We start from the raw sequence: 19,041 nt of genomic DNA on the forward strand, positions 1-19,041 counted from the left end.
ATTGCAAAGGTTGGGTATTACAGAATGTCTCAATTGCGCAGGCGGCGTACCTGTTAGATCTGACAGTAGACGCACCGCTCGGGGCTGTGGCTTGCTGAGCTCAGCCGCAATAGGACGACGGTATGAACAGACTGTGGAAGGGCTTCTCCAGCTACACAGTGATTGGCATCGCCAACACGGTGATCCATTGGCAGCTGTTTTTCGTGTTCAGGGCCGCGTTCGAGTTCAGTCAGGCCATGAGCAACCTCTTCGCCTTTTGCGTGGCGGCGTCGTTCTCCTTTTATATGAATGCGCTCTACACCTTCGCCATGCCGGCCTCGCTGCCCCGCTATGGGCTGTTCATGTTGTGCCTGGGCGGTTTGAGCCTGGGCGTGGGCTGGCTGGGCGACCACTGGCGCGTGCCCGGGCTGGTCACGGTGCTGGTGTTTTCGCTGGTGAGCCTGGTCTGGGGGTTCCTGCTTTCGCGCCTGGTGGTGTTTCGTGAGCGTGCGCGGTGAGGATCTCGCTGGTGGTGCCGCTGTTTAACGAGGAACAGGCGGTGGGCGAGTTCTACCGCGTCGTTCGCCAGGAGTCGACGCTGCATGGCCACACCGTGCAGATGGTGCTGATCAACGATGGCAGCACCGACCGCACCGCCGAATACGCCGGCGCGATTGCCCTGGCCGACAGCAACGTGGTGCTGATCAACTTCTCGCGCAACTTCGGCAAGGAAGCGGCACTGTTCGCCGGGCTGGAGTACGCCACGGGTGACGCCGTGATCCCCATCGACGCGGACCTGCAAGACCCGGTCGAGGTCATCCCGCAGTTGGTTGCCGAATGGCAAAAAGGCGCTGATGTGGTGCTGGCCAAACGTCGCAATCGCGTCAGCGACGGCTACCTCAAGCGCCACAGCGCGTCGCTGTTCTATCACCTGCTCAACCGCATCGCCTACACCCACATCGAAGAAAACGTCGGCGACTTCCGGCTGATGGACCGCAAGGTGGTGGACGTGATCAAGGCATTGCCCGAGCAGCAATTGTTTATGAAGGGCGTGCTGTCCTGGGCGGGCTTTCGCGTGGCCATCGTCGAATACGACCGCGCCCCCCGCAGCAACGGCCAGAGCAAGTTCAACGCGTGGAAACTGTGGAACCTGGCGTTGGACGGCATCACCTCATTCAGCACCGTGCCGCTGCGGTTGTGGAGTTATATCGGCGGTTGTATCTCGCTGCTGGCGCTGGTGTATGCGGGGTTTCTGGTGATGGACAAAGTGCTGTTCGGCAATGACGTGCCGGGGTATCCGTCGGTGATGACGGCGATCTTGTTTCTGGGTGGGGTGCAACTGATAGGAATCGGCATATTGGGGGAGTATGTGGGGCGCATTTATATGGAGGCCAAGCATCGGCCGCGGTATGTGGTGCAAGAGGTAGTGAGGCAGGCCGTCCAAGGAAATGAATGTGAGGACGTGAGCAATGTGGGCCAATAGGGTATTGAGCAGGCGGGAAGTCTTTGGTTTTTTCCTAGCAGCGTCGATGCTGTATGCGTTTCCTGTTATTCATGCCGATTTCCGGTATATCGACGACAACTGGCGATCGCTGTTATTGGAATATGATCTTTGGCGCGACCAGGGCCGAATCTTGCTGGATTTTATGCTCAAGGGCCTTTCGTTCGCGCCGGCCAAGATAAATATGTTCCCACTGCCTCTGTTGATAGCCATGTTGGTCATTGCTACAGCGATGACCAGTGTGACGTTGTACTTCTTTTCGCGACCCTCGCTGATGACCTGCCTGGTGTTCTTACCGCTATTGTGCAATCCGTTTTTCCTGGGGAATCTGACCTATCAATATGATGGGCCAGGAATGGTGTTGGCGGTGGCAGCCGCTCTCTATGCACTCACCAATAATGCCAAATCCACGGGCTTGCGCTGTGCCGTCTCGGCCCTGTTGATTGCTGTTGTCCTGGGGTTATATCAACTGACCGTAAGTGTATTTGTGGGGCTGTGCGTCGTTGAGTTTGTGTGGAGTGTTAGAAACAAACTTCCGGTCAAGGATGTGTTGTCGGCGGTTCTAGTCCGGGGCCTGCAACTGACAGTGGGCGGGGTGATTTATTTCCTCACGGCCTTTCAGTCTGCGAGCAGTGAGCGCGGCCGGTTCCTGCCGCTGGACAGCTACTGGCTGGAGCAAGTCGGCGCCAAGCTGATGTTTACCCTGGACAAGGTGATGCTGTTATTCAACCCCGTGCTGTGGGCTATTGCCGTTGTACTGTTGGCGGCTGCGGCTACCAGCTATTTGATCGTGGTCAAGCAGATTCCCGAGATGACGGGAAGCATCCTTGGCAAAGCGGTGATAAGCGTCTTGTATCTTTTGGTCGTTCCAATCCTCGCTTTATGTGTGCCTGGCGTCATGTTGCTGCTCGTCGGGGATGATGTGGATGCGCGAAACTATATTGGATTTTCGGTGGTGCTGGTGTTTGTGTTTTTGCTGAGTCATGAGTTGTTTATTCGCGTGTTCAAGAGCGCAACCTGTGTCTTAGTGGTGCCGACGGTTTTCATGTTTTCGTTGTGCTATGCCTATGGTCAGGTGCTGATAGCGAAGAAGGAATTGCAAACTGCAACGGCCACTTATATTGCCTATGACCTGATGTCATACAACGAGCTTAATACCAAGAAGGTGTTTTACTATTTGTCCCATCCGGTGTCGGTCAATTGGATTCCTGGCGCCCACGGCGCAATGACGCAGATGCCGGTGCAGCGTTATATTTTAAGTAGCTCGAATGCCATGTTGTTTCCGGAATTTTTTCCAAGGATCGGTATAACCAACGTTGTGAATGGCTACTTCAAGGGTTTTCAGGCCGAGATAAATGCGCTGAAAACACAGCCGTGCAAGACCGTTGTGAATAATCCGTTTTATGCAATCTGCGTGGTCGGTGACAGTGGTTTTATTACGCTCAAGTACAGGGCCGATCCCGAGGACTACACGGAGCAGTTCAAGCGAGATTGATGCACAGTCGCCCATCGTTGGATGGGCGCATGTATTCGCGTTATGCCGCTTCCACTTCTCGCGGCTCAAAACTATCCGCCCGCGCCATCTGCCACATGCGTGAATAAAACTGGCCGTTCACTTCACCCGTGAGCAATTCACCGGGTTTGAGGAAGATGTGCAACTGCGAAAACAGTTTGATCTCGGTGGCCGACATGCGCCGTACCAGGTGCTTGGCCGAGAGTTGCGAAGGGTGATCCAGCCCGGCCGCCGCGAGCATTTCGGCCAGGGCCTTGAGCGTGTTGCGGTGGAAGTTGAACACCCGCTGGGCCTTGTCCGGCACCACCAGCGCGCGTTGGCGCAGTGGGTCCTGGGTGGCGACGCCGGTGGGGCATTTGTTGGTGTGGCAGCTTTGCGACTGAATGCAGCCGATGGCGAACATAAAGCCGCGCGCCGAGTTGGCCCAGTCGGCGCCGATGGCCAGGACACTGGCGATGTCGAATGCGCTGACGATCTTGCCGCTGGCGCCCAGCTTGATCTTGTCGCGCAGGTTCAGGCCCACCAGGGTGTTGTGTACGAACAACAGGCCTTCACGCAGCGGCACGCCGATATGGTCGGTGAACTCCACGGGCGCGGCACCGGTGCCGCCTTCCTTGCCGTCGACCACGATGAAGTCGGGCAGTATGCCGGTTTCGAGCATGGCCTTGGCGATGCCCATGAATTCCCACGGGTGGCCCAGGCAGAACTTGAAGCCCACCGGTTTGCCGCCGGACAGTTCACGCAGTTGGGCAATGAACTGCATCAGCTCGATCGGCGTGGAAAACGCACTGTGGCGCGACGGTGAGACACAGTCTTCACCCATCAGGATGCCGCGGGTTTCGGCGATTTCCTGGGTCACTTTGTGCTTGGGCAGGATCCCGCCATGGCCGGGTTTGGCGCCTTGGCTCATCTTGATTTCGATCATGCGTACCTGCGGGTCCTGCGCCTGCGCGGCGAAGCGTTCCGGGTCGAAACGACCGTCGCGGGTGCGGCAGCCGAAGTAGCCGCTGCCCAGTTCCCAGGTCAGGTCGCCGCCGTTTTCGCGGTGGTACGGGCTGATACTGCCTTCGCCGGTGTCGTGGGCGAAGTTACCCAGCTGGGCGCCTTTGTTGAGCGCGCGGATTGCATTGGCGCTCAATGAGCCAAAACTCATCGCCGAAATATTGAACACCGAGGCCGAGTACGGCTGCGTGCACTGCGGGCCGCCGACCATGACGCGAAACGCGCTGGGGTCGCTCAGCGGCGCGGGGCGCATGGAGTGGCCGATAAATTCGAAGCCCGACTGGTACACATCGATCAAGGTGCCGAAGGGTTTGTCGGCGGTTTCATTCTTGGCGCGCGAATACACCAGCGAGCGTTGGGCCCGGGAGAAGGGCAGGGCGTCGCTGTCGGATTCGAGCAGGTACTGGCGGATTTCCGGGCGGATGGCTTCCACCAGGTAACGGATATTGCCCAGGATCGGGTAGTTGCGGCGTACCGCGTGGGGGCTTTGCAGCAGGTCGAACAGGCCGATCAGGCTCAGCAGGCCGGTGACCAGGCTGATGGGCCATAGCCATTCATGTTCGATAAAGGGGAGGCTGGCGAGGGTGAAAATGACGCACACGGCAAAGAAGGCGTAGCGGCTTAGCAAGGACAGGCTCATACGGTTTCCTTGGGTTCGGACTCTGCAGGTCGATGCGGCATTCTGCGCCTGTCAGCCGATTGAAAACAGCGTGTGTGCTTTCAACCAGGCATTTGCGCAGCTGCGCATAGACCGTGCGGGCTGTTTTTATCCACGACGTTCGCGTTTGAGCCAGGCCCTACGCCGCCGTCTGCCGAATCGGCAACACCACCCGAAACGTAGTGCCCTTGCCCAGCTCGCTGCTCACCGAGATATCGCCGCGGTGTTTCTTGACGATGCCGTAGGAGAGTGACAACCCCAGGCCCGTGCCTTCGCCCACCGGTTTGGTGGTGAAAAACGGGTCGAAGATTTTCTGCACCGTGTCCGGGCTGATCCCGCAGCCGTTGTCCGCTACCTCCAGCCAGATGTTCTCGCCCTCCACGCCATTGCTGATGGTAATGGTGCCGCGTTCCGGCCCCATGGCTTGCGCCGCGTTGACCACCAGGTTCATCACCACTTGATTGAGCTGCGAGGCCAGGCATTCGATTTCCGGCAGCGGCGTGTAGTGTTTCACCACGTCGGCCTTGTACTTGAGTTCGCTGGCGACGATGTTCAGCGTGGAATCGATGCCTTGTTGCAGATTGGCGAATTGCCAGGTCTGGTCATTGTCCACCCGCGAGAAGTTCTTCAGGTCCTTGACGATCTGCACCACGCGGCCGATGCCTTCCTTGGATTCGCGGATCAGGATCGGTATGTCGTCCTTGAGAAAATCCAGCTCAAGCTCATTGCGCAAGGCTTTGAGCTGATCGCGTTGTTCGCCCGGCGCAAGGCTTTCTTCGGCGCGCAGGTAAGCGTCCAGCATCTGTTGCAGTTGGGTGAAGTAGCCGTCCAGGGTGCTGAGGTTGGATGAGATAAACCCCACGGGGTTGTTGATCTCATGGGCCACGCCTGCTGCCAGTTGCCCCAGCGAGGCGAGTTTTTCCGACTGCACCAGTTGGCTTTCGAGTTGCTTGCGTTCGTCGATTTCCACTTGCAGCGCCTGGGTGCGCTGTTCAACCAGCTGTTCCAGGTGCGCGGTTTGCAGCGAGGCGCGACGGGCCATGTCCCATTTGTTGGCCAGGGTATTGGCCATCTGCTGCACTTCGATGTTATCGAACGGTTTTTTCAGGATCAGTAAACGGTCGTGGCCGTTCAGGCGGTGCAGCAGTTCGTCCCAGGAATAATCCGAATACGCGGTGCACACCACCACTTGCAGGCCGGGGTCGACTTTCCACAACTCTTCGATGGTCTTGGCGCCGTCCCAGCCCTGGGGCATGCGCATGTCGACAAATGCCAGGGCATAGGGGCGTTTGTCGGCCATCGCGGTGGTCAACAATTGCAAGCCTTCTTCGCCGCCATAGGCCGAGTGCAAGTCAAAGGGTTGCGCCGTGGGGGCATTGGTGTCACCGAAGAGCGCCGACTCCATGTCATCCAGCGCCTGGTTGGTCTCAACGGCGGGCATCAGGATTTTGCGGAAGTCATCGTGAATCGACGGGGTGTCGTCGATCAGCAAAATGCGCCGGTTAGGGGGTTGGTTCATAGGGGGCTTCCGGCAGGGGTCATAGGGATCGTCAAGGTGAACACCGCGCCCAGGCCGGGCCCGTCGCTGTGTGCGCTGAGCTGGCCATGCATTTCCACGGCGGCCAGGGCGCAGCTGTGCAAACCGAAGCCGTGGCCTTCCTTGCGGGTGGTAAAACCGTGGGTAAAGATGCGCGTCATGTTTTCGGCGGGGATGCCTTCGCCGTCGTCCTTCACGCTGATCTGCACGGTGTTGTCTTCCAGTTGCTTGACCGCCAGGGTTATCTGCCGCGCCCGGTCGCTGAGGTTGGACATGGCGTACTTGGCGTTGCTGATCAGGTTGACCATGATCAGCAGCAGGCGATGTTTGTCCGCCATGATCTCCGGGACCTGCCCATACTCCTTGACCACCGTGACGTTGTGACGGCTCAGCGCGCCGGCGTTCATGCGCAGGGCGTCTTCCATCAAGGCGCTGATGTGTACCGGTTCCAGCAGGGTGGACGCACCGGCATAGGATTGCTGGGTCGAGACGATGTCCTTGATGTGGTCGACGCTTTTGCTCAGCTGTGCCAGCTCGTCGGTCATGCCTTGCTGTTCGACGGCAATGGCCTCCACCAGTTGGTTGAGATAGTCGGGCAGCAGCTTGCCTTTTTCATGCTCAGTGAGAAACGCGCCCAGGTCACCCCGGTGCTCGTTGATCAACTGCATGGCCTTGCCCAGGCCCAGCGCTTTGCTGCTGCGCAGCTTGCGGGTAACGATGTCGGCGGAGATGTTCACGCTGTTGAGTACGTTGCCGACGTTGTGCAGCACGTTGGTGGCGATCTCCGCCATGCCGGCCTGGCGCGCGCTGTCGAGCAGTTCGCTCTGTGCATCCTTGAGTTGCTGGGTGCGCCGCTCCACCCGTTGTTCGAGGGTTTCGTTGGCCGCCTGCAAGGCGCGGTTGACCCGGTTGATCTCGGCGAAGCTACGCAGCAGGCGCACCGTCAGGTACACCAGCACCACCACCAGTAAGGTCGAGAAAATCAGCAGGTAGCGGTGGTATTGATCGTCGCTCAGGTCCGCCGCTTGCTGGTCCTGGTCGAGGTGGATGGTCAAGTCGTCCAGGCGCTCGGCCACAGGCACGGCGGCAATGCGTTCGAGCAAGGTGTTGACCACCGGCTGTTCGCGCAGAATCAGCGAGATGTGGTTGCTGAGGATCTCCACCGGGGCCTGGAAATCGCTGGGCAGGCGCTCTTTGTTGATCGCCAGTTTGCCCAGGCCCACGAGGATATCGGCGGCGCGTTCGTCGCTGGTGACCTGGGCGAACTCCAGGCTGCTGAGCAGCAGGTCGTAGGTGTCGGTGGCCACGCCTTGCAGTTGCAGCCGGCCTTCCCCGTCGATGCGATTGAATTCCGCCTGGATGTCGTCTTCGGCGGTGGGTAGAAACGCGAGCGAGTTGCGCAGCACCGCGTTGTGGGACTTGAACTGGTCCACCAACCGCGCTTTTTCCCGGATCGCGGCCTGGTAAGCCGCATGGCTGGCCTGCCAGCGCGCCAGGTCTTGCGGGCTGTGGTACGTCCCCCGGTTGTTGAGGTCTGCCCACAGTCGGGTCATTTCCGCCAGCGGTGTCACCAGTGGGTCGTAGTTGTGGGTGATCGCGATACGGGCCTTGAGCACCTCGCTGTCCCACTGCGCATTGAGCTGCTGCAACTGGCGGATCAAGTCCCGCGACTGGGTGTAGCTGGCCGTCTGGTCACGGGATGATTTGAGGTACAGAAACGTTAGCGTCGAGGCCAGCAACAGGGCGACCAGGCCGAGCAATACCAAGCTGGTGTGGCGGCGGATGAAGCTCATGACGGTCTGCTCATAAAGGCTTGCCCGCCCATTCGCCGGTCAGGGTCTTGAGAAACTGAATAATCAAGTCTTTGTCTTCCTGGCTCGGGTTGCGCCCCAACTGGTACTTGAACATCACATCCACCGCGTCAGCCAGGGTGTTGGCCGACGCATCGTGAAAGTACGGCGCGGTCACGGCGACATTGCGCAGGCTGGGTACCTTGAATACGTGGCGGTCGTCCTCGTCCTGGGTCAACAGGTAGCGCCCCAGGTCCGCTTCGATCGGGTTGCCACGCGCCTTGAAGTAGTCGCCCATTACGCCGAACTTCTGGAACATATTGCCGCCGATGTTGATGCCCTGGTGGCAGGCGATGCAGCCGTATTCCTTGAAGCGCTGGTAACCGTATTTTTCCTGGGTGGTGAGGATATCGGTATTGCCCAGCAGGTATTGGTCAAAGCGTGAGTTGGGCGTGAGCAGCGTGCGCTCATAGCTGGCCAGGGCGTTTTGCACATTGGCGGCGGTGACGCCGTCGGGGTAGGCCTGGCTGAAGGCGCGCTGGTAGAGGGGCAGGTCGGTGAGGTTGTGCACCACGGTTTTCCAGTCGCTGCCCATTTCCACGGGGCTGATAACCACCTGTTCGATCTGCGCTTCCAGCGTGTCCACCCGGCCATTCCAGAACTGCTTGAAATTCAGGCTGGCGTTGAACACCGAGGGGGTGTTGATCCCTACCGGTTTGCCGTCAAAGCCAAGGGAGAACGGCTTGTCATCGGCGCCGCCGGTCTCCAGGCGATGGCAACTGGCGCAGGACAGCGTGTTGTTCACCGACAGGCGCGGTTCGTTGAACAGTCGGCGGCCCAACTCGACCTTGGCCGCGTCCAATACCGGAACCGCCGGCAAGGGTTTGAGTGCCTCGTCCAGCGGCGCGGCCATCGCCGGCAAGGCAAAGCCCACGATGAGGGCCAGGCCGAAACCGTAAATCGAGACTTCGCTCAAGCGAGCACTCCTTGCAAGCGTGGGGCTATAGACGGGTTATCGGCATGGCGCAGCCCATCTGCAGTAACTGGGCGAAATCTTTTGCCGGTACCGCCTTGCTGAACAGGAAACCCTGGCCTTCTTCGCAGTCCTGGGCCCTGAGGAAGTCCAGTTGTTCGGCGGTCTCCACGCCTTCGGCGATGATGTTCAGCTCCAGGCTCTTGCCCATGGCGATGATCGCGCTGATCAACTGTGCGTCCTGGCTGTTGACGTTCAAGCCGCGCACAAACGATTGGTCGATTTTCAGCACGTCGATGGGAAAACGTCGCAGGTAACTGAGGCTGGAGTAACCGGTACCGAAATCATCCAGGGCCAGGCGTACGCCCATGGCCTTGATCTTGTGCAGGGTCTCCACGGTGTCGTCGACGTTTTGCATCAGCACGCTTTCGGTGATCTCCAGTTCCAACTGGTGGGCGGGCAGCCCGGTTTCCTTGAGGATGGTGGCCAGATTGTCGATAAAGTCGCGCTGGCGAAAGTCGATGGCCGAGATATTCACCGAGACGGGCAACGCCGGCAGCCCCATCGCATTCCAGCTTTGCGCTTGCTCGCAGGCCTGGCGCAGGACCCATTGGGTGAGGCGGACAATCAAGCCGCTGTCTTCGGCCACCGGGATGAAGTCGGTCGGGTTGACCCAGCCCGAGCGCGGCTGAAACCAGCGTATCAGCGCCTCGGCACCGACGATCTGCCCGGACTTGAGGGCCAACTTGGGCTGGTAGTGCAGCACGAACTCATCGCGCTCCAGCGCCTGGCGAATGGCGCTTTCCAGGTTTTGCTGGTGCTGGGCGCGCAAGTTCATGTCTTCGGTATAAAAGCTGAAATCGTCCGGGCCGCGTTCCTTGCTGGTGTGCATCGCGGTTTCGGCCTGCTTGATCAGCACCACGGCATTGTTGCTGTCATTGGGGTAAATGCTGATGCCCAGGCTGGCGGTGACGCTCAGGTCATGCCCGGCGACATGGCGGGTGGCGCTGATGGCCATGAGCACCTTCTGCGCAATGTGCTGGGTTTGCTGGGGATGCAGCACATCATTGAGCAGGATCACGAACTCATCGGAGCCGTAGCGAAACACCGAGTCTGATTCGCGCACGCTGGCGGCCAGGCTCTGGCTGACCAGCTGGAGCACCTCGTCGCCCACCGGATACCCCAAGGCATTGTTGATGCGCTTGAAGCGGTCGAGCCCGATAAACATCACCGCCAATTGCGTGTCATGCCGCCGGCCGAGGGCCATGGCCTGGGTCAGCCGGTCACCGAGCAGCGTGCTGTTGGGCAACTGGGTGAGGGCGTCGTACTGCAACAGGTGCGAGACCTTGAGCAGCTCCTGCACGCGTTCTTCGATGGTGCGCTCCAGGCTGATGACCTTGAGCGCGGCGTCCTGGGCGAGCTGCCATTTCCAGGTCAGGGCGCTGGCCATCTGGCGGATTTCCAGCTGGTCGAAGGGTTTTTTCAGGATCAGCAACTGGTCGTTGAACTTCAACCGCGCTTCGATCGCCTCGAAGGAATAATCCGAATAGGCGGTACACAACGCGATTTGCAGGTTGGGATCGACGTTCCACAGCTGTTCGATGGTTTGCAGGCCATCCCAGCCGGGCGGCATGCGCATGTCGATAAACACCATGGCATAGGGGGCGTTGGCGGCCAGGGCCTGGTTCACCAGGGCCAGGGCTTCCTGGCCCTGGTAGGCGGAGTCGAGCATGAACGCCTGGCGTGGGGGCGTGGTGGTGCCGAACAGGGTTTCTTCAAGGGTGTCCAGGGACTGCTCGTGCGCGGCCTCGGCACACAGGATCTTGCGGAAATCCGTATGGATGGAGGCGGTGTCATCGACGATCAAAATGCGCCGGTTGGCGCGTGCCGAACCCGAGTTCATGGCGCAATCCCCAACGGCAAAAGGTTCGACGGCATAACGAGTCCTTCCTTGGTTCTACTTCTGAGCGGGGGGGCAGGGCTGCTTTGACAGCATAGTCCAGCTCCCTTGAAATTGACGGCCAGTTGGCGTCAAATCAACCCCGCGCCAAAAGCGAGGGAAGACGGCTTGGCACACGGGTTCAATCTAGCTCAATTCAGTTTAATGTGAAGGCGCCGCAGGCATGGAAGAACAACTCGCTACCAAACCCACGATTTTGCTGGTCGACGATGAAGAGTCGATCCTCAACAGCCTGCGCCGTCTGTTACGCGGCCAGCCTTTCGATGTGGTACTCGCCGGCGGCGGTGCCCAGGCCCTGGAGATCATGGCGGCCCAGCCCATCGACCTGGTGATGAGCGACGCACGCATGCCCGGCATGGACGGCGCGCAGTTGTTGGCCGAGGTGCACCGGTTGTACCCCACCACCAGTCGTATCCTGCTGACCGGTTATGCCGACGTGCCGACGATCATCAAGGCGATTAACGACGGGCAGATCCACCGCTATATCGCCAAGCCCTGGAACGACGAAGAACTCAAGCTGATCCTGCAACAGGCCCTGGAACACCAGCGCCTGGAACGCTTGACCCATGCGCAGAACGAGCAACTCAAGACGCTCAATGCCACCCTGGAAAAACGCGTGGCCGCGCGCACCAGTGAGCTGCAACAGACCGCCGACATGCTCGACCTGGCCTACGACGAGCTCAAGCGCAGCTACGTGACCGGCACCGAAGTGTTTTCGCTATTGGCCAACCTGCGCCTGCCCAAGGCCAAACAGACCAACCGCGCGCTGATCGAACTGGTGCGCGTGTACTGCGCCGCCCAGTTTATCGACGAAGCCACGTCGCGTGACCTGGCGATGGCCGCCGCGCTGTACAACATCGGCAAGCTGAGCTGGAGCGACAGCATGCTGAACGAGCCGGCCGACAAGCTCTATAGCACTGATCGCGAGCGGTACCGTGGCTACCCGACCCAGAGCGAGTCGCTGTTGATGACCCTGGAGCCGATGAAGGATGCGGCGCGGATGATTCGCCATCACCAGGAACGTTGGGACGGCACTGGCTTTCCCGACCGCCTCAAGGGCGACGCGATTCCGTTTGGCTCGCGCCTGCTGAAACTCGCGGTGGATTTCATTGAGCTGCAGAAGGGGCTGATCCTTGAGCGCCATTTGAACAGCGATGAAGCGCTGCTTTATATCCGCAAATATGCCGGGCGCCTTTACGACCCGGACCTGGTCGAAGACTTCGTCCTGGCCTGCGCCACGTTCCTCAGCGACGTGACCCTGGGCGACCCGACCGTTAAAGCCTTGAGCACCCGCGAGCTGGAGGCCGGCATGGTGCTGGCGCGCAACCTCAATGCCGATAACGGCATGCTGCTGCTCAACGCCGGCAAGGTGCTGAACCTGCCGCTGGTGGACAAACTCATCGCGTTCGAAGCGATGGAAGGCGCCAAGTACAGCGTATTTATCAAGGAACCGGACGAGGCGTGAGCTGCGTTCCCTCATTGTTTGAATCGATGGCTTTTATCCTATGCCCACGACTATCCGCATCGCCGCCGCGCTCCTGATCAATGCCGACGGCCAGACCCTGCTGGTGCGCAAGCGCGGCACTCAGGCGTTTATGCAACCGGGCGGCAAGATCGACGCCGGCGAACAACCCGCGCAAGCCTTGGCGCGTGAATTGCACGAAGAACTGAACCTGCACATCGACCCGGAACACGCCCTTTACCTCGGGCAGTTCTCGGCGCCGGCGGCCAACGAGCCGGGTTGCACCGTACACGCTGAAATGTTCCAGGTTCAGGTCGACGGGGCGCTGAGCCCGGCTGCCGAGATCGAAGAAGTCTGCTGGATCGACCCGGCGGGCGACGGCGGCCTGCACCTGGCGCCACTGACGCGGGACCTGATCCTGCCGTTCTATCGCGCCTCACTGGCTACGCCGGCCTGATGCTCATACGCGCGCTGGTGGCCAGTGATGCCCAGGCTTATCGGGCATTGATGCTTGAGGCGTATGGGGTTTATCCCCAAGCGTTCACCTCCAGCGTGGCCGAGCGCGCGTCGATGCCGTTGAGCTGGTGGGAAAAACGCCTGGACAACCCGCTGGACCGGCTGTTCGGCGCGTTTGCGGATGACCGGCTGGCGGGCATCGTCGGCCTGGCCTTCGAACCCCGGGAAAAGGCCCGGCACAAGGTGACGTTGTTCGGTATGTACGTGAACGCGGCCTATCAGCGCCACGGCCTGGGCCGTCGGTTGGTGGAGGCGGCGCTGGGTGAGGCGCGCCAACGGGCGGGCCTCAAGGTGATTCAACTGACCGTCACCGCCGGCAACGATGCCGCGTTTGCGCTCTATCAACGGTGCGGTTTTATCCAGTACGGCCTGGAGCCGTTGGCCGTGCGGGTGGGCCTTGAGTACTTCGACAAGATCCACATGTGGCGCGAACTCCAACCCGATTGATTCAGACAGCGGGTTAATCAGCGCACCGCGCTCACCCCATCCAAGGTCGAAAACGACGTGTCCTTGGCCGTCAGCAAAAAGTCGCGCATGTAGGGCGCGTCCAGCATGTCCGCACGGATCCCCGCATATAACGTCGCAAACAGGCCTTTTTCGCCCAGGCGCTTGGCCTTCACGTAGCCGCGCGAGCTGTATTCATGCAGCGCCCAATGGGGCATGCCGCACACGCCACGGCCGCTGGCCACCAGTTGCATCATCATTACCGTCAGCTCCGACGTGCGCACCTGAGCCGGTTCCACGTCGGCCGGTTCCAGGAAACGGGTGAAGATGTCCAGGCGGTCACGTTCCACCGGGTAGGTGATCAGCGTTTCGGTGAGCAGGTCTTCGGGCACGATATACGCCTTGGTCGCCAGCGCGTGCTGGTTGGCCACGGCCAGCATGGCTTCGTAGGTAAACAGCGGCACATAGGTGATGCCCGGCAGTTCCAGCGGGTCGGAGGTCACCACCAGGTCCAGGTCGCCGCGGGCCAAGGCCGGCAATGGCGCAAAGGCAAAACCGGAGGCCAGGTCCAGCTCGACTTCGGGCCAGGCATCGCGGAACTGGTCGATGGTCGGCATCAGCCACTGAAAGCAACTGTGGCATTCGATGGCCATGTGCAACCGCCCGGCCGTGCCGCCGGCCAATCGCGCGATATCGCGCTCGGCGCCGCGCAGCAAGGGCAGGGTCGCGTCGGCCAGTTGCAGCAGGCGCAGACCGGCGCTGGTGAAGCGCAGCGGCTTGGTCTTGCGCACGAACAACGGCATGCCCAGGCGCTCTTCCAGCTCCTTGAACTGGTGGGACAATGCCGATTGCGTCAGGTGCAGGCGCTCGGCGGCTTCCACCAGGCTGTCGGCTTCGCGCAGGGCGTGCAGGGTCTTGAGGTGACGGATCTCGAGCACAGGCTCTCCATGAAGACAATTTGTGATGAAAACGAATAGCGTGAGTTTGTCTCATGTTGCAAAGCGTGTCGACCATGACCACTGGGCACACTTCATCAAACTGTCATCGAACTGTGGCAGCGCGCTTGAACAAAGTTCATCAGACTCGCGCTCTACTGGGGTTCTGCGTTTCGGTGTTTTTCATGCGTGTGTTGCTTTTATTGGCCGCCTTCCTGTTCGGCCTGCCGTCTTTTGCGGCGTCTCGATGTGATGTCAATGTCCCGACCCAAACGGTTGATCTGGAAACGGTGAGCATCGCCTACCAGAGTATCGGCCGTGCGTCCGACCCGGCCTTGCTGCTGGTGATGGGCCTGGGCGGGCAATTGATCCACTGGCCGGATGAAGTGGTCGTCGCCCTGTGCCAGCAGGGCTTTCGGGTGATCCGCTATGACAACCGCGATGTGGGCCTGTCCACTTGGCGCCAGCCGCCGGCCACTGCCAATCTCACGTTCGAAGTGCTGCGCTACAAACTCGGCCTGCCGGTGGCGGCGCCTTACACGCTGACCGATATGGCCGATGACGCCCTGGGGTTGATGGATGCGCTGCAGATTCGGCAGTTCCACGTGCTGGGCGCGAGCATGGGCGGCATGATCGCCCAGCATCTTGCGGCCATGGCGCCGCAGCGGGTGGAGAGCCTCACGCTGGTCATGACCAGCTCCGGCGCCGAAGGCTTGCCGGCACCGAGTGCGGCGCTGGTACAGCTACTGTCACGGCGTGGCGCGCCCAACCGTGAAGTGGCCCTGGAGCAACAGGCCGATTTGCTTGCCGCACTCGGCAGCCCGACGGTAAAGGACGACCGCCAGGCGTTGCTGCACCAGGCGGCGCTGTCCTACGACCGCGCCTTCAACCCGGACGGTGTGAAGCGCCAAATCATGGCGATCCTCGCCGAACCCAGCCGCGTGCCGCTGCTCAACCAACTGCGCGTGCCGACCCTGGTGGTGCACGGCACCGCCGACCCGTTGTTGCCGGTGATGCACGGCGTGCACCTGGCCGCGCATATCCAGGGCAGCCAGCTGAAGCTGATTCCCGGCATGGCCCATCGTTTCCAGGAAGCGTTCAAGGCGCCGCTGCTGACGGCGGTGTTGCCGTACCTGCAAGCCCATCGTGAAGATGCGGCGCACTGGGCGCAGATTGAACCGGTGGCGCCTGCGAAGCTGTTGTGAGGTGGTGTATGGTGCAACCTTTGCGGCACATTTTGCCTACGAGGTTGCCTGTCATGAGTACTCCCCTGAAAATCGATTTCGTCAGCGACGTGTCCTGCCCCTGGTGCATCATCGGCCTGCGCGGGCTGACCGAAGCCCTCGACCAGTTGGGCGCCGAGGTGCAGGCCGAGATTCATTTCCAGCCGTTCGAACTGAACCCGAATATGCCCGCCATCGGTCAGAACATCGTTGAGCACATCACCGAAAAATACGGCTCCAGCGCCGAAGAATCCCAGGCCAACCGCGCGCGCATCCGCGACATGGGCGCCGCGCTGGGCTTCGCGTTCCGCACCGATGGCCAGAGCCGCATCTACAACACCTTCGACGCGCACCGCCTGCTGCATTGGGCCGGGTTGGAAGGCTTGCAGTACAACCTCAAGGAGGCGCTGTTCAAGGCCTACTTCAGCGATGGCCAGAACCCGTCCGACCACGCCACCCTGGCGATCATCGCTGAAAGCGTCGGCCTGGACATCCAGCGCGCCGCCGCGATCCTGGCCTCGGATGAATACGCTGCCGAGGTACGCGAGCAGGAGCAGCTGTGGATCTCCCGTGGCGTGAGCTCGGTGCCGACCATTGTGTTCAACGACCAATACGCGGTGAGCGGCGGCCAGCCGGCTGAAGCGTTCGTGGGCGCGATTCGCCAGATCATCAATGAAGCAAAATCCTGAATGTGGGAGGGGGCAAGCCCCCTCCCACATTTGTTTCTCACTGTCCTTGAGTTAAGCGCTGGCCCGCCCCTTGCATTGACCCCCTAAAGCCATAGGGGAAACACTGCCTTGAACATTCTCGACCTCGACCATAGCCTCACGGCCCAGGCGCCGATTGCCCGGCGTTTGGCCTGTGGCCGTGCCACCCGTATCGACCTGTTGGACCTGGGCCCCAAGCTGCGCCTGTGGTCCACCGAAAAAACCTGGAAACGCTTCGCCGAACGCCTGGCCGGACGGCCACGGCCCACGGATGCGCGGCCGGAAATCCTGTTTGTCGGCTCCGGCGACTATCACCATCTCACGCCTGCGTTTCTTGCCGATCTCAAGGAACCCATCAGCCTGATCCACTTCGACAACCACCCCGACTGGGTGCGTTTTGCGCCCAAGCGTCACTGTGGTTCGTGGGTCAACCGCGCGCTGAAAATGCCGGCGATCAAACGCATCGTCACCCTGGGCCCGTGCAGCGATGACCTGCATAACCCGCAACTGCGCGGCGGCAACCTGGGCGCCCTCAAGCGTGGGCAGTTGCAGCTGTTTCCCTGGCAGCACCCGCCGTCGAAAGTGTGGGGCAGGGTGGGCGATGGCGCCGGTCACCAGCAGCAGGAAAACCATCTGCACTGGCGCAACCTGGCGCAGTTGGATTGGGCGGCCTTCCTCGAACAGATGATCAGCGGCCTGCCCACCGAGGCGATCTGGATCACCATCGACAAAGACGTCTTGGCCTGCGAAGACGCGGCCACCAACTGGGACCAGGGCGGCATGCGCCTGACGCATTTGCTGCAAGCGCTGCGGGCGTTGGCGGCGCGCAAGCGCATCATCGGCATCGACGTGTGCGGCGAGTTCGCCACGCCGGCGTTCAGCAATGCGTTCAAGCGCTGGGAGGCCAAGTCCGACCAGCCGCCGCAGCGTTGGACGCCTGAGGACCTGCAGCGCAATGCCGCGACCAATGAAGCCTTGATCGAGCTGTTTGAGGAGCTGTTCCCGTGAGCCTGACCGTGGTGTTGTTGGTAGCGTTTTCTATCGTGCTCGATGTGATCGGCCAGCTGTGTTTCAAACTCGGCCTGGACCGTTTGCCGGAGCTGGAAGGCGGCTTTCGCCTGAATGCGTTCTGGGGCCAGGTGTTCAATGCGCCGTTGCTATGGGCCGGGATCGGCGCCTACGTCATCGAGTTTTTCGTGTGGCTGGAAGCCTTGTCCCGTGCGCCGTTGAGCCTGTTGTTTCCGGCGGCGGCGCTGGCCTATTGCGGGGTGGTGCTGGTGGGCAAGGTGGTGCTGGGGGAAACCGTCAGCCGCCGGCGCTGGCTGGGCACGTTGGTGATCACCCTGGGGGTGATGCTGGTGGCCGTTGCCGGGAGCCAGGCATGACGACGCAGACGTGGTTGCATGGGCGGTTCGGCACGATTGTGCTGTGGGCCTTGTTGATCTGCACCGAGAGCGCCGGGCAGTTGTTTACCAAGCTCGCCGGTGACCAGTTGGGGCAGATGGATTTCAATTGGCAGTGGCTGGCCGACGTGGCGCGTAACCCGGGGATACTGGCGGCGATTGCCTGTTACATCGGCGCGTTTTTCGTGTGGATGCTGATCCTGCGGCGCAGCAGCCTGTCGCTGGCGTTCCCGCTGAGTTCGCTGGTGTTTGTGGTGGTGTTGCTCGGGTCGTGGCTGGGGCTGGGCGAACATATCAGCGCGCTGCACTGGGTGGGCGTGGCGGTGATTATCGGCGGGATTGCGCTGTTGGCCGAGGGCGAAGAGAACTGAAATAGTGCTATGAGATGGGGGCGAATGTGGGAGGGGGCTTGCTCCCGATAGCAGTGGTTCAGCCGATACATGCATGACTGATACACAGCTATCGGGAGCAAGCCCCTCCCACATTTTGTACCTTTGTATCTCCAGACCTCAGGTGAATCATTCGAAGGTATAGCTGATCGCCGTCTGCACTTGCCCCTGATTCACTTCACCGGTCTGGCGCACGATGCTGCTGTCCGCCGCCGAACCCACCAGGTGTACCCAGCTGGCGCTGGTCAGCAGCGACCAGTTGGGCGTCAGCGGAAACTGGAAACTCTGGCTCAGGGTCACGTTCTGGAAACCGCCGCTGGCGTTGTAGGCCTTGAAACCCGTGGCCGCCGCTTCGTTATCATCCACCCCGAAAAACGTTTGGGTCTGGCGCGCATCGGCGAAGTGCGCTACCAGGCCGCTGCTGCCGATGACCCCGCCGCCCAGCGGGTAACCCAACTCGCCACCGACCTTGCCCAGCGCGCCGCTCTGCGCGTGGCCACCGCCGACCGCCTGGCCCAACCGCGCATAAACGCGCCAGAAGTCAGCCGGCGCGTATTGGATGAAACCTCCGACCTCCGCCATGTCCGACACATTGCGCAGCCCCTGCAATGAGCCGTTGGTGGTGCGCCCCTGCAAGTAATTGATATACGGGCCGGCGGTCAGCCCGTGGCTGTTCAAGGCGCTCCAGGTCAGGCCGTCATCGGTGCCCAGGCTGACATTGCCCCAGTCCAGGTCGAGATAGGGCACGGGCCGGGTTTCGTAGCGGCTGCCGGTGGGGTCGTGGGGTTGATAGCTGACGCCTGCGCCGACGTCACCGGTGATGCCTTGGGCCTGCGCGGTGAGGCTCAATAAGCCGGCCAGTGCAGCGCATGTGATCCGCAACATGGTCACAGTTCCTTAGGTGAGTACACGCGCATGAACGCGCAAACCCGCGCGCCTGTGCAAGCACTCATCTTGTTTGTAGCAAGCTACAAAAATTGTAGCTTGCACGACACAAATCCCCCGCGCGCACCGCGCAAAGCCCCGGCCCCGCTGGGATATGGCCAATT

18 protein-coding genes are annotated in these 19,041 nt (G+C 60.9%); 11 read left to right on the forward strand and 7 right to left on the reverse strand.

The annotated features are described in order from the left end of the window. The first annotated feature begins 122 nt into the window (after positions 1–122). The 3 genes from KSS96_RS06210 to KSS96_RS06220 are packed head-to-tail and all read left to right on the forward strand — an operon-like array spanning position 123 to position 2,975. Positions 123–497 carry a GtrA family protein gene (locus KSS96_RS06210; protein ID WP_065877215.1) on the forward strand — a complete coding sequence of 125 codons (375 nt, stop codon included), beginning with the start codon at positions 123–125 and terminating at the stop codon, positions 495–497. Continuing rightward, positions 494–1,462, forward strand: a complete 969-nt coding sequence (locus KSS96_RS06215) for a glycosyltransferase family 2 protein (protein WP_065877214.1) — start codon at positions 494–496, stop codon at positions 1,460–1,462. Before KSS96_RS06210 ends, KSS96_RS06215 begins: the two co-directional genes overlap by 4 nt. Then, positions 1,449–2,975, forward strand: coding sequence for a glucosyltransferase domain-containing protein (locus tag KSS96_RS06220; RefSeq protein WP_065877213.1), 1,527 nt, complete (start codon positions 1,449–1,451; stop codon positions 2,973–2,975). Before KSS96_RS06215 ends, KSS96_RS06220 begins: the two co-directional genes overlap by 14 nt. A gap of 40 nt (positions 2,976–3,015) precedes the next feature. On the opposite strand, the gene KSS96_RS06225 is transcribed toward KSS96_RS06220, so the two are convergent. The 5 genes from KSS96_RS06225 to KSS96_RS06245 all read right to left on the reverse strand — a co-directional run bounded on the left by KSS96_RS06225 (position 3,016) and on the right by KSS96_RS06245 (position 10,856). Continuing rightward, positions 3,016–4,635, reverse strand: coding sequence for an FMN-binding glutamate synthase family protein (locus KSS96_RS06225; protein WP_017526316.1), 1,620 nt, complete (start codon positions 4,633–4,635; stop codon positions 3,016–3,018). Positions 4,636–4,792: 157 nt separating this feature from the next. After that, entirely contained in the window at positions 4,793–6,172 is a 1,380-nt protein-coding gene (locus tag KSS96_RS06230) for an ATP-binding protein (RefSeq protein WP_017526317.1), read from the reverse strand. Continuing rightward, positions 6,169–7,983 carry a DAHL domain-containing sensor histidine kinase gene (locus tag KSS96_RS06235; protein WP_217855821.1) on the reverse strand — a complete coding sequence of 605 codons (1,815 nt, stop codon included), beginning with the start codon at positions 7,981–7,983 and terminating at the stop codon, positions 6,169–6,171. The genes KSS96_RS06230 and KSS96_RS06235 overlap by 4 nt, the downstream gene beginning before the upstream one ends. A gap of 10 nt (positions 7,984–7,993) precedes the next feature. Further along, a complete protein-coding gene (locus tag KSS96_RS06240) occupies positions 7,994–8,956 on the reverse strand; it encodes a cytochrome-c peroxidase (protein WP_217855822.1) in 963 nt (320 codons plus the stop codon). A gap of 25 nt (positions 8,957–8,981) precedes the next feature. Next, entirely contained in the window at positions 8,982–10,856 is a 1,875-nt protein-coding gene (locus KSS96_RS06245) for a putative bifunctional diguanylate cyclase/phosphodiesterase (protein ID WP_065877210.1), read from the reverse strand. A 220-nt stretch (positions 10,857–11,076) separates the two neighbouring features. Between KSS96_RS06245 and nosR the strand changes: the two genes are divergently transcribed. From nosR to KSS96_RS06260, 3 genes are read left to right on the forward strand one after another with little or no spacing between them, the layout of a single operon-like run. Beyond that, positions 11,077–12,378 carry a response regulator c-di-GMP phosphodiesterase, NosR family gene (gene nosR, locus KSS96_RS06250; protein ID WP_017526321.1) on the forward strand — a complete coding sequence of 434 codons (1,302 nt, stop codon included), beginning with the start codon at positions 11,077–11,079 and terminating at the stop codon, positions 12,376–12,378. A gap of 40 nt (positions 12,379–12,418) precedes the next feature. After that, a complete protein-coding gene (locus KSS96_RS06255) occupies positions 12,419–12,832 on the forward strand; it encodes an NUDIX hydrolase (protein ID WP_017526322.1) in 414 nt (137 codons plus the stop codon). Next, the gene (locus tag KSS96_RS06260; protein WP_017526323.1) at positions 12,832–13,338 is read left to right on the forward strand and encodes a GNAT family N-acetyltransferase; all 507 of its coding nucleotides are present in this window, start codon (positions 12,832–12,834) and stop codon (positions 13,336–13,338) included. Before KSS96_RS06255 ends, KSS96_RS06260 begins: the two co-directional genes overlap by 1 nt. 17 nt (positions 13,339–13,355) lie before the next feature. Here KSS96_RS06260 and metR read toward each other — a convergent pair whose 3' ends face one another. Then, positions 13,356–14,273, reverse strand: coding sequence for a transcriptional regulator MetR (metR, locus tag KSS96_RS06265; RefSeq protein WP_017526324.1), 918 nt, complete (start codon positions 14,271–14,273; stop codon positions 13,356–13,358). Between the two features lie 182 nt (positions 14,274–14,455). Between metR and KSS96_RS06270 the strand changes: the two genes are divergently transcribed. From KSS96_RS06270 to KSS96_RS06290, 5 genes are all read left to right on the forward strand, one after another. Then, entirely contained in the window at positions 14,456–15,475 is a 1,020-nt protein-coding gene (locus KSS96_RS06270) for an alpha/beta fold hydrolase (protein ID WP_017526325.1), read from the forward strand. Positions 15,476–15,528: 53 nt separating this feature from the next. Then, positions 15,529–16,182, forward strand: a complete 654-nt coding sequence (locus tag KSS96_RS06275) for a DsbA family oxidoreductase (protein ID WP_017526326.1) — start codon at positions 15,529–15,531, stop codon at positions 16,180–16,182. Between the two features lie 108 nt (positions 16,183–16,290). Next, positions 16,291–17,208: an arginase family protein gene (locus KSS96_RS06280; protein WP_065877209.1), complete on the forward strand. Its 918-nt coding sequence runs from the start codon at positions 16,291–16,293 to the stop codon at positions 17,206–17,208. Further along, positions 17,205–17,585 (forward strand): DMT family transporter, encoded by a 381-nt coding sequence (locus KSS96_RS06285; protein ID WP_017526328.1) that lies wholly within the window; start codon positions 17,205–17,207, stop codon positions 17,583–17,585. Before KSS96_RS06280 ends, KSS96_RS06285 begins: the two co-directional genes overlap by 4 nt. After that, the gene (locus KSS96_RS06290) at positions 17,582–17,974 is read left to right on the forward strand and encodes a DMT family transporter (RefSeq protein WP_017526329.1); all 393 of its coding nucleotides are present in this window, start codon (positions 17,582–17,584) and stop codon (positions 17,972–17,974) included. The genes KSS96_RS06285 and KSS96_RS06290 overlap by 4 nt, the downstream gene beginning before the upstream one ends. Before the next feature lie 147 nt (positions 17,975–18,121). On the opposite strand, the gene KSS96_RS06295 is transcribed toward KSS96_RS06290, so the two are convergent. Further along, a complete protein-coding gene (locus KSS96_RS06295) occupies positions 18,122–18,877 on the reverse strand; it encodes a MipA/OmpV family protein (protein ID WP_017526330.1) in 756 nt (251 codons plus the stop codon). Positions 18,878–19,041: the final 164 nt, after the last annotated feature.

It is taken from the genome of Pseudomonas asgharzadehiana, from assembly GCF_019139815.1.
Classification (GTDB): domain Bacteria; phylum Pseudomonadota; class Gammaproteobacteria; order Pseudomonadales; family Pseudomonadaceae; genus Aquipseudomonas; species Aquipseudomonas asgharzadehiana.

Bases quoted from the DNA above. Each gene is read 5' to 3' on its own strand.
- KSS96_RS06210 (WP_065877215.1), top strand. From the start codon at position 123: ATGAACAGACTGTGGAAGGGCTTCTCCAGCTACACAGTGATTGGCATC.
- KSS96_RS06270 (WP_017526325.1), top strand. From the start codon at position 14,456: ATGCGTGTGTTGCTTTTATTGGCCGCCTTCCTGTTCGGCCTGCCGTCT.
- KSS96_RS06260 (WP_017526323.1), top strand. From the start codon at position 12,832: ATGCTCATACGCGCGCTGGTGGCCAGTGATGCCCAGGCTTATCGGGCA.
- KSS96_RS06290 (WP_017526329.1), top strand. From the start codon at position 17,582: ATGACGACGCAGACGTGGTTGCATGGGCGGTTCGGCACGATTGTGCTG.
- KSS96_RS06235 (WP_217855821.1), bottom strand. From the start codon at position 7,983: ATGAGCTTCATCCGCCGCCACACCAGCTTGGTATTGCTCGGCCTGGTC.
- KSS96_RS06275 (WP_017526326.1), top strand. From the start codon at position 15,529: ATGAGTACTCCCCTGAAAATCGATTTCGTCAGCGACGTGTCCTGCCCC.
- KSS96_RS06295 (WP_017526330.1), bottom strand. From the start codon at position 18,877: ATGTTGCGGATCACATGCGCTGCACTGGCCGGCTTATTGAGCCTCACC.
- KSS96_RS06220 (WP_065877213.1), top strand. From the start codon at position 1,449: ATGTGGGCCAATAGGGTATTGAGCAGGCGGGAAGTCTTTGGTTTTTTC.
- KSS96_RS06225 (WP_017526316.1), bottom strand. From the start codon at position 4,635: ATGAGCCTGTCCTTGCTAAGCCGCTACGCCTTCTTTGCCGTGTGCGTC.
- KSS96_RS06245 (WP_065877210.1), bottom strand. From the start codon at position 10,856: ATGAACTCGGGTTCGGCACGCGCCAACCGGCGCATTTTGATCGTCGAT.
- KSS96_RS06255 (WP_017526322.1), top strand. From the start codon at position 12,419: ATGCCCACGACTATCCGCATCGCCGCCGCGCTCCTGATCAATGCCGAC.
- nosR (WP_017526321.1), top strand. From the start codon at position 11,077: ATGGAAGAACAACTCGCTACCAAACCCACGATTTTGCTGGTCGACGAT.
- KSS96_RS06230 (WP_017526317.1), bottom strand. From the start codon at position 6,172: ATGAACCAACCCCCTAACCGGCGCATTTTGCTGATCGACGACACCCCG.